This window comes from Streptomyces europaeiscabiei, from assembly GCF_001550375.1.
Lineage (GTDB): Bacteria > Actinomycetota > Actinomycetes > Streptomycetales > Streptomycetaceae > Streptomyces > Streptomyces europaeiscabiei.
This window is the reverse complement of sequence record NZ_LRTR01000102.1, coordinates 1-8,343: the sequence shown is the minus strand read 5'-3', so window position 1 is coordinate 8,343 and position 8,343 is coordinate 1. Positions and strand designations below refer to the sequence as shown.

The window sequence follows — 8,343 nt, the reverse complement described above, 5'->3', positions numbered from 1 at the left end:
TCACGGGCTGCCCGTGCGCCGGCAGCGCCGAGTCCGGCAGCGCCCTCGCCCGGTCCACGGCGGCCTGCCACTGTTCCAGCTGGCGCCGCCCCATCCGGTGCCCGTACCCGTTCAACGCGGCCAGCGCAGTTGCGTCGGCCGGCAGGGCCAGGGAGGCCTCGACGATCGCCGCGTCGCTCAGCACCTTGCCCGGCGACACGTCCCGCCGCTGCGCGATCCGGTCCCGCGCCTCCCACATCTCCCGTACGACCGCCATCTGCCGCCGGCGCCGCACCTTGTGCATCCCGGACGTACGCCGCCAGGGATCCTTGCGGGGCTCGGCGGGCGGCGCGGAGGCGATCGCGTCGAACTCCTGCCGTGCCCACTCCAGCTTCCCCTGCCGGTCCAGCTCCTTCTCCAGGGCGTCCCGCAGGTCCACGAGGAGCTCCACGTCGAGCGCGGCGTACCGCAGCCACGGCTCGGGCAGCGGGCGCGTGGACCAGTCGACCGCGGAGTGGCCCTTCTCCAGGACGTAGCCGAGAACACCCTCGACCATCGCGCCGAGGCCGACCCGGGGGAACCCGGCGAGCCGGCCGGCCAGCTCGGTGTCGAAGATCCGGGTCGGGACCATGTCTATCTCGCGCAGACAGGGCAGATCCTGGGTCGCGGCGTGGAGCACCCACTCCACGCCGGAGAGCGCCTCGCCGAGGCCGGAGAGGTCGGGGCAGGCGACGGGGTCGATGAGCGCGGTGCCCGCGCCCTCGCGGCGCAGCTGCACCAGATAGGCCCGCTGGCCGTAGCGGTAGCCGGACGCGCGTTCGGCGTCCACGGCGACGGGGCCGGAGCCGGCGGCGAAGGCGGCGATCACCGCGGCGAGCGCGGACTCGTCGGCGATCACGGCCGGAATACCGTCCCGCGGCTCCAGCAGAGGGATCGGCGCCCCCGCTTCAGAAGATCCGCCGTCGTCCGGAGGGGCGCCTCCGGTGGTTCGCAGGGTCCTGTCTGCTGCGGTCTCTTGGGCGTCGGTCACCTGTCAAGGGTATCTGTGTATGGACATGGCCCGCCGACGGAACGTTCCGCCGACGGGCCATCCAGGGGCGTAAACCAGTCACGTGTCACACGTGTCAGTGAATGTTCCCGGCGAACCGGGACAGGCCGGACATCGGTGAATGATCCCGGCCTCTTCCTGCCTCGGTGTCCTTGGCGTCAGTGGATGATCCCGGTGCGCAGGGCCACCGCCACCATGCCGGCGCGGTCGCCGGTGCCGAGCTTGCGCGCGATTCGGGCCAAGTGGCTCTTGACCGTGAGTGCGGACAGGCCCATGGAGACGCCGATCGCCTTGTTCGACTGTCCCTCCGCGACCAGGCGCAGCACCTCGACCTCGCGGCCCGACAGCTCCCGGTAGCCACCCGGGTGGCTCGGGGCTCCCGGGGGGCGGCGGTGCATACGGGCGGCGGAGCCGATGGGGGCGGCGCCCGGGCGGGAGGGCAGCCCGATGTTGGTGCGGGTGCCGGTGACGACGTATCCCTTCACACCGCCCGCGAGGGCGTTGCGTACGGCACCGATGTCGTCGGCGGCGGAGAGGGCGAGGCCGTTGGGCCACCCCGCCGCGCGGGTCTCGGAGAGGAGGGTCAGGCCGGAACCGTCCGGCAGGTGGACGTCTGCGACGCAGATGTCACGCGGGTTGCCGACACGGGGGCGGGCCTCGGCGATGGACGAGGCCTCGATGACATCGCGGACCCCGAGGGCCCACAGGTGCCGGGTGACGGTGGACCTGACCCGTGGATCGGCGACCACCACCATCGCGGTCGGCTTGTTCGGACGGTAGGCGACCAGGCTTGCGGGCTGCTCGAGGAGAACGGACACCAGGCCTCCGGGGTACGGGACGGGGGCGGGCTCGTCGGCTCGTGGGGTCGAAGCCGGGACGAACCGTGCTTTGAAGGTCACAGAGGTCTTCGGCATCAAACCTCTGCTCCTTTAGAGAATGATCACGATCTAGTGAGTAACAATCCGTGCAATTCGGACACGTCTTCGATCATTCGAAGACCGAACGGTGTCGCTTCAAGTCGATACAAGGCCGAAAGTGGCCGTATCGACAAAGTGATGGTTTTGATCGGCGTGGCGACGCGCACGAAAAAGGACCGCACGCCCCACGGCGCACGGTCCTTGGTTCTGCGGGGTTCTCAGCGGGACTGCGGCCCCCGCCGCTGCGGCAGCGTCACCACCGCCGCGTCCCCGGGGTCGACCGACGGAGGAAGTCCCGCGATCTGGGCGAGCAGGTCGCACCAGGCGGCGAGATGCGCGGCGGTGTCGGGAACGCCGCCCAGAACCTCGCGTGGGGTCCACGACGCCCGGATCTCGATCTGCGACGCGGCCGGCCGTGTCGCCAGCCCGCCGAAGTAGTGCGAACTCGCCCGCGTCACGGTCCCGCTGGGCTCGCCGTACGACAGTCCCCGGGACTGCAGCGCGCCGGTCAGCCACGACCAGCAGACCTCCGGCAGCAGGGGGTCCGCCGCCATCTCGGGCTCCAGCTCCGCCCGGACCAGGGTCACCAGCCGGAAGGTGCCCTGCCAGGCGTCGTGCCCCGCGGGGTCGTGCAGCAGGACGAGCCGGCCGTCGGCCAGGTCCTCGTCGCCCTCGACGACCGCGGCCTCCAGGGCGTACGCGTAAGGGGCGAGCCGCTGGGGCGGTTTGGTCGACTCGATCTCGATCTCCGGCCGCGGCCGTGTGGCCCTCAGCGCTTCGACGGCGGAGCGGAACGGCAACGGTGCCGTCTCCATCGCATCGCGCTCCCCCTCTTTCGCGTCGTCCATCCCGCCAGCGCCGTCCGACAGTCGTCCCTGAGCCGCAGCCATGCCGGAACATTAAGGGGAACCGGGCCTCGGCGCAGGGCAAGACACCCGTGCGCTGGGTCACTGTCGGATCGCGCTCAGCGAACGGAGGCCGCGCCGACGGCCGGAACCGGTGGCCGGAAATGTGCGGGTCCGGGTTGTCCGCAGCCCGGACCCGCGCTGTCAAGCGGGCGTGCGAGACTTTGCTTCGTGAGTGCCAACGCCAGCCCCTCGGGCCACCAGCCGACAGCCACGTACAACTCCGCCTTCCTGAAGGCGTGCAGGCGTGAGCCCGTGCCGCACACGCCGGTGTGGTTCATGCGACAGGCCGGGCGCTCGCTCCCCGAGTACCTGAAGGTGCGCGAGGGCATCGGGATGCTGGAGTCGTGCATGCGGCCCGAGCTGGTCACGGAGATCACGCTCCAGCCGGTCCGCCGGCATCACGTGGACGCGGCGATCTACTTCAGTGACATCGTCGTCCCGCTCAAGGCCATCGGCATCGACCTCGACATCAAGCCCGGCGTCGGGCCGGTCGTCGAGAAGCCGATCCGCAGCCGCGCCGACCTGGCCCAGCTCCGCGACCTGACCCCCGAGGACGTCTCCTACGTCACCGAGGCCATCGAGCTGCTCACCGCCGAGCTGGGCGAGACCCCCCTCATCGGCTTCGCCGGCGCCCCCTTCACCCTCGCCAGCTACCTCGTCGAGGGCGGCCCGTCCCGCACGTACGAGAACGCCAAGGCGATGATGTACGGCGACCCCGAGCTGTGGGCCGACCTGCTCGACCGTCTCGCCGGGATCACGTCCGCCTTCCTCAAGGTGCAGATCGAGGCGGGCGCCTCCGCCGTGCAGCTCTTCGACTCCTGGGCCGGCGCCCTCGCCCCGGTGGACTACCGCCGCTCGGTGCTGCCCGCCTCCGCGAAGGTCTTCCGGGCCGTCGAGTCGTACGGCGTCCCGCGCATCCACTTCGGCGTCGGCACCGGCGAGCTGCTGGGCCTCATGGGCGAGGCCGGCGCGGACGTCGTCGGCGTCGACTGGCGCGTCCCGCTCGACGAGGCCGCCCGCCGCGTCGGCCCCGGCAAGGCGCTCCAGGGCAACCTCGACCCGACCGTCCTGTTCGCCGGCACGGAGGCCGTCGAGGCCAAGACCCGCGAGGTCCTCGACAGCGCCACCGGCCTGGAGGGCCACATCTTCAACCTCGGCCACGGCGTCATGCCCAGCACCGACCCGGACGCCCTGACCCGGCTCGTGGAGTACGTCCACACGCAGACCGTGCGCTAGGGGGTCGAGCCCCGGGTTCACCAGCCGGGTCGCGCCCGCCTGCCGAACAGCAGGCCGCGTGGCTCGGGTGGGGGTGGGGTGCCGGGGCGCAGGGGCCAGGCGAGGAGCATGCCGGCGACGAAGCCGACGAGGTGGGCCGCGTACGCCACCGTGCCGACGTCGGAGACGGCCTCGCGGGACGAGTCGACGGCCTGGAGCACGAACCAGGAGCCCAGCACCAGCCAGGCGGGCAGTCTCAGGGGCAGGAAGACCAGGAACGGGACGAGGACCCAGACCCTGACCTTCGGGTAGAGGACGAGATACGCGCCGAGGACCCCGGCGATCGCCCCGGACGCGCCGATCAGGGGGTCACCGGAGTCGGCGTTGAGGAAGGCGTAGCCGTACGACGCCGCGTAGCCGCAGGCCCCGTAGAACAGGGCGAACCGTACGTGGCCCAGCCGGTCCTCGATGTTGTTGCCGAAGATCAGCAGGAAGAGCATGTTGCCCAGCAGGTGCAGCCAGCCGCTGTGCAGGAACAGGGCGGTGAGCACGGACAGCGCGGGCGACTTGTCGTAGCCCGGCGGGCCGAGGGCACAGCCGCCCGACCGGGCGAGCTCGCCGGTGGGCACCAGCTGCGGCAGCTGGTGACGGATCAGCTCCCGCGGTATCGCCGCGTACTGCTCCAGGAACGCCTGGGTGTGACACAGCCGGGCCGCCGCGCTGTCGCCCGGCAGGGAACCGGCGAGAGTCGGCATGAAGACGAAGACGAAGACGTTCGCGGCGATGAGTGCGTAGGTCACGTAGGGCGTGCGGCCCGCGGGGTTCACGTCATGGACGGGGATGACCACACCGGACTTGTGCCCTGGATACGGGGGTGGAATCAGCGCGCCCGCTGTCGGTGCGGCCTCGGCGCCGACGTCGGTGAACGTGCGGGGCGAGTGGTGCGTATGACTCCTCAACCGCGGATCTACGTGAGGAACAGGCGATGAACGACCGAGTTGCCCCGGCGATGCACGCCACCCCCGATGGTGAGGCCGAGATTTCGCTGGTGGTGCGGCTGCCCTGGGAAGACGTCGCCGCGCTCGGCCAGGAGGCCGGGCGGCTGGCGGCGCGGATGCAGCGGCCGGTGACGCTGGACGAGGCGGTCAGTCATCGACTGCGGTCGGCTCGGCCGGCGGCCGCGCATGCGAAACCGGCCGCGGCGCCGACGACCGCCCCGGCCGCGGTGACGTCCTCCGCCTCCGTGTCCTCGTTGCCGGCCCGGCCGCCGGCGGAGCAGGCTCGGCAGGCCATCGACCGGATAACCGGTACGTCGGCTGTCTGAGGGGGTTCGCCGCAGGAGGTGCTGTGCGTCTCCGGCCGCGGGTGCGTCGTGGCTGGTCGCGCAGTTCCCCGCACCCCTGGAAAGCCGGGGGCGCGGCCCTGTCATGAGGCGCTCACCTCATGAGGCGCCCGACCTCACCGCCACCACCGCCTTTCTCGCCGCCACCAGGATCGGGTCCCAGACCGGGGAGAAGGGCGGGGCGTAGCCGAGGTCCAGGGCGGTCATCTGTTCTACCGTCATGCCTGCGGTCAGGGCCACCGCCGCGATGTCGACGCGCTTTCCCGCGCCCTCCCGCCCGACGATCTGGACGCCGAGGAGACGGCCGGTGCGGCGTTCGGCGAGCATCTTGACCGTCATGAGGGCGGCGCCCGGGTAGTAGCCGGCGCGACTGGTGGACTCGATGGTGACGGCGACGTACTGGAGGCCGGCGCGGTCGGCGTCCTTCTCCCGGAGGCCGGTGCGGGCGATCTCCAGGTCGCAGACCTTGCTGACGGCGGTGCCGACGACGCCGGGGAACGTGGCGTAGCCGCCGCCGACGTTGGCGCCGATGATCTGGCCGTGCTTGTTGGCGTGGGTGCCGAGCGGGATGTGGCGCAGGTGGCCGGAGACCAGGTCGAGAACCTCGACGCAGTCGCCGCCGGCCCAGATGTTCTCGTGGCCCCTCACGCGCAGGGCCAGATCGGTCAGCAGGCCGCCGTGGTCGCCCAGGGGCAGCCCCGCCGCCTTCGCGAGCTCCGTCTCCGGGCGTACGCCGATGCCGAGGACCACCACGTCCGCCGGGTACTCGGCGTCCTCCGTGGCCACCGCGCGGACCCGGCCGTCGTCGCCGGTGCGCAGGGCGGTGACCTCGGCGTCGTCGACCATCGTGATGCCCAGGCCCTCCATGGCCTTGTGCACCAGACGGCCCATGTCCGGATCGAGGGTGGACATGGGCTCCTTGCCCCGGTTGACGACCGTGACCTCGTACCCCCGGTTGATGAGCGCCTCGGCCATCTCCACACCGATGTAGCCCGCGCCGACGACCACCGCGCGGCGGCCCTCGGTGGCGGTCAGGGTGTCGAGGAGGGCCTGGCCGTCGTCCAGGGTCTGCACGCCGTGCACACCGGGGGCGTCGACGCCGGGCAGGTCGGGGCGGATCGGGCGGGCGCCGGTCGCGATGACGAGCTTGTCGTACGAGGTCCAGGTCTCGGTGCCCGAGTCGAGGTCCCGCGCGCGCACGCGGGCGCCCTCGACGTCGATCTCCACGACCTCCGTACGCATCCGCAGATCGATGTCGCGGGCCCGGTGCTCCTCGGGTGAGCGGGCGATGAGCCGGTCCCGTTCGGGGACGTCGCCGCCCACCCAGTAGGGGATGCCGCATGCCGAGAAGGAGGTGAAGTGGCCCCGCTCGAACGCCACGATCTCCAGCTCCCCGGGCCCCCGCAGCCGGCGGGCCTGCGACGCGGCGGACATGCCCGCCGCGTCGCCTCCGACGACCACCAGGCGTTCCCTCGAACGTTCCTCAGTACGGCTCATGTTCATGGGAACACGCTACGGGGGCCCGGCATTTCGCTTCGTCGACGTCCGTCGGACCGGCTGTCAGTCCCGCTTCTCCTCCTCGTCCGGTGCCGCGGCCGGCTCCGAACCGGCGGTACCTGCCGTGGCCGTGGCCGGGCGGCGGGAGCGGACGAAGCGGGACCACAGGAACAGGAGGATCGCGGCGGCCACCGCGAAGGGGAGGATCGCGGCGAGGGCCATGCCCAGCCAGCGGAACACGGCGACGAACGCGTTCCAGCCGCCCGCCAGCGCGTCCACGAAGCCGGGGTCGTCGTCCTTGTCGGCCTTCTTCACCGCGGTCTCGGACAGGGACAGCGTGATGGTGGCCAGGCTCGTGCGGTCCTTCAGGGACTGCTGCTGGGCGAGCAGGGACTCCAGGTCGGCCTGCCGGCTGCTCAGCTCGCCCTCCAGGGTGACCACGTCGCTGAGCTTGCCCGCCCGGTCCATCAGCTCGCGGATCCGGGCCACGCTCGCCCGCTGCGTCTTGATGCGGCTCTCCACGTCGACGACCTGGTCGGTGACGTCCTCGGCCTTCGTCCTGCGCTCGATCAGCTTGCCGGTGCCCTCCAGTTCGGTGAGGACCTCCTCGTACTTCTCCGCGGGCACGCGCAGGACGACCCGGGTGCGCTCACGGTCCTTGCCGTCACGGGTCGTGGACTCACTGCCGACGAACCCGCCCGCGTTCTCGACGGTGGTGCGGGTTTCGTCCAGGGCCTTCGGCACGTCCTTGACGCGCACGGTCAGGGTGGCGGTGCGGATGATGTGGCTCGGCGCGATCTTGGTCGGCGCGTCGGCGGCCTTGTCGCCGCTCTGGTAGCTGTTGCCGCTCTCGTCGTTCAGGGCGCCCTCCTGCTGGACGGACGTGTCCGCCTTGCTGCCCGAGGTGGCGGCGTCCTCGCTGCCGGCGCCGCAGCCCGTGAGTGCCAGGGCGGCGGCGAGGAACAGGGCGGCCAGGGCCCCTGCGGGCCGCCGGGAACGTCGTACGTGTGTTTCGGCCATTGCGGCGTACCCCCCGAGGGTCGTGGCAGGCGTGCTCGCCCGCCTTGCTGACGACTCTTCGACGCGGGAGGGGGTCGGAACGTTGGGGGGAAGCGGTCCCGAAGCGGTCACGGTCGGGACTCGGCGAGGCCACAGGGACGGGCGGCTCCAGGGCGGGACCGGCGTCATGACTGTCAGTGACATCTGAGAGGGTGGAGCCATGAGCGGAGCACGGACGGACGTCGGGCGCGACGCCGGGCATGTCGTCGTCATCGGGGCCGGGATCGCGGGGCTTGCCGCCGCGCACGGGCTGCTGGACCGGGGCGCGAGAGTGACCGTCCTGGAGGCCTCGGACCGGGTCGGCGGCAAGCTGCTGCCCGGCGAGATCGCGGGCGCGCGCGTCGACCTCGGCGCCGAGTCGATGCTCGCCCGCCGCCC

General features: G+C 71.9%; 9 protein-coding genes. 3 read left to right on the top strand and 6 right to left on the bottom strand.

What is annotated here, in order from left to right:
- From AWZ10_RS04395 to AWZ10_RS04385, 3 genes are all read right to left on the bottom strand, one after another.
- The coding region (locus tag AWZ10_RS04395; protein WP_208618446.1) for an HRDC domain-containing protein at nucleotides 1–1,009 on the bottom strand (1,009 nt) is incomplete at its 3' end.
- A 176-nt stretch (nucleotides 1,010–1,185) separates the two neighbouring features.
- A complete protein-coding gene (locus tag AWZ10_RS04390; RefSeq protein WP_037701061.1) occupies nucleotides 1,186–1,845 on the bottom strand; it encodes a helix-turn-helix transcriptional regulator in 660 nt (219 codons plus the stop codon).
- A gap of 317 nt (nucleotides 1,846–2,162) precedes the next feature.
- Complete coding sequence (locus AWZ10_RS04385) at nucleotides 2,163–2,834, bottom strand: DUF3000 domain-containing protein (protein WP_060890486.1); 672 nt, start codon at nucleotides 2,832–2,834, stop codon at nucleotides 2,163–2,165.
- Between the two features lie 186 nt (nucleotides 2,835–3,020).
- On the opposite strand from AWZ10_RS04385, the gene hemE reads away from it, so the two are divergent.
- Nucleotides 3,021–4,088: a uroporphyrinogen decarboxylase gene (gene hemE / locus AWZ10_RS04380; protein WP_046709371.1), complete on the top strand. Its 1,068-nt coding sequence runs from the start codon at nucleotides 3,021–3,023 to the stop codon at nucleotides 4,086–4,088.
- Nucleotides 4,089–4,105: 17 nt separating this feature from the next.
- Here hemE and AWZ10_RS04375 read toward each other — a convergent pair whose 3' ends face one another.
- Nucleotides 4,106–4,915 carry a rhomboid family intramembrane serine protease gene (locus AWZ10_RS04375; RefSeq protein ID WP_060890485.1) on the bottom strand — a complete coding sequence of 270 codons (810 nt, stop codon included), beginning with the start codon at nucleotides 4,913–4,915 and terminating at the stop codon, nucleotides 4,106–4,108.
- A gap of 137 nt (nucleotides 4,916–5,052) precedes the next feature.
- Between AWZ10_RS04375 and AWZ10_RS04370 the strand changes: the two genes are divergently transcribed.
- Nucleotides 5,053–5,391, top strand: coding sequence for a hypothetical protein (locus AWZ10_RS04370; protein WP_037700545.1), 339 nt, complete (start codon nucleotides 5,053–5,055; stop codon nucleotides 5,389–5,391).
- A 117-nt stretch (nucleotides 5,392–5,508) separates the two neighbouring features.
- On the opposite strand, the gene AWZ10_RS04365 is transcribed toward AWZ10_RS04370, so the two are convergent.
- Nucleotides 5,509–6,912, bottom strand: a complete 1,404-nt coding sequence (locus AWZ10_RS04365; protein WP_046706873.1) for an FAD-dependent oxidoreductase — start codon at nucleotides 6,910–6,912, stop codon at nucleotides 5,509–5,511.
- Between the two features lie 57 nt (nucleotides 6,913–6,969).
- On the bottom strand, nucleotides 6,970–7,926 hold the full coding sequence (locus tag AWZ10_RS04360) for a DUF4349 domain-containing protein (protein ID WP_060890484.1): 957 nt from the start codon (nucleotides 7,924–7,926) through the stop codon (nucleotides 6,970–6,972).
- Between the two features lie 199 nt (nucleotides 7,927–8,125).
- Here AWZ10_RS04360 and AWZ10_RS04355 point away from each other — a divergent pair.
- Nucleotides 8,126–8,343, top strand: a 218-nt coding sequence (locus AWZ10_RS04355; protein WP_159058211.1) for an FAD-dependent oxidoreductase, incomplete at its 3' end; no start/stop codon positions are given.

Coding starts and splice junctions, on each gene's coding strand:
- AWZ10_RS04370 (WP_037700545.1), top strand. CDS start 5,053: ATGAACGACCGAGTTGCCCCGGCGATGCACGCCACCCCCGATGGTGAG.
- AWZ10_RS04385 (WP_060890486.1), bottom strand. CDS start 2,834: ATGGCTGCGGCTCAGGGACGACTGTCGGACGGCGCTGGCGGGATGGAC.
- AWZ10_RS04360 (WP_060890484.1), bottom strand. CDS start 7,926: ATGGCCGAAACACACGTACGACGTTCCCGGCGGCCCGCAGGGGCCCTG.
- AWZ10_RS04365 (WP_046706873.1), bottom strand. CDS start 6,912: ATGAACATGAGCCGTACTGAGGAACGTTCGAGGGAACGCCTGGTGGTC.